Origin of the sequence: Methanosarcina spelaei (assembly GCF_002287235.1) — an archaeon.
GTDB classification, from domain to species: domain Archaea; phylum Halobacteriota; class Methanosarcinia; order Methanosarcinales; family Methanosarcinaceae; genus Methanosarcina; species Methanosarcina spelaei.
Map to the genome: position 1 here is coordinate 1 of NZ_LMVP01000418.1, position 414 is coordinate 414.

Sequence of the window (414 nt, forward strand, 5' to 3'; positions counted from 1 at the left end):
GTTATATTTCTTGCAGGTGAATGAATAAGTGGGGAGTCAACATAGAGAACGTTACTTTTAACAAAATAATGATTGCAACTGATGGTTCGGTCTGCTCAAGGCTTGCTGCCAATAAAGGAATAGAACTTGCCAGGCTGAGTGGAGGGACGGTATATGCAATATATGTGATATCCACAGAGTATTTTTCTTCGATGGCTGTGGGTTTCGTTTCACACACCGAGCTAAAAACAATTCAAAATTAGTTCACGGTTTAAGTAAACAATTACCAACGTATGTGATTCAGAAAGAATTAGCTTAGACTTCTTCATAATATTTGACTTTGATATTAAAGACACATCGTAAGAAGAATTCAATTGCCAATCAAAATTAACATTCGATCTTAAAAGACTTTAATCAAGAAGTAAAATCACATAT

General features: G+C 34.5%; 1 protein-coding gene. It reads left to right on the top strand.

Annotation, left to right across the window (positions count from 1 at the left end):
- Positions 1-20 precede the first annotated feature (20 nt).
- Positions 21-242, top strand: coding sequence for a universal stress protein (locus ASJ81_RS23855; protein WP_245860211.1), 222 nt, complete (start codon positions 21-23; stop codon positions 240-242).
- Positions 243-414 lie beyond the last annotated feature (172 nt).

Bases quoted from the DNA above. Each gene is read 5' to 3' on its own strand.
- ASJ81_RS23855 (WP_245860211.1), top strand. From the start codon at position 21: ATGAATAAGTGGGGAGTCAACATAGAGAACGTTACTTTTAACAAAATA.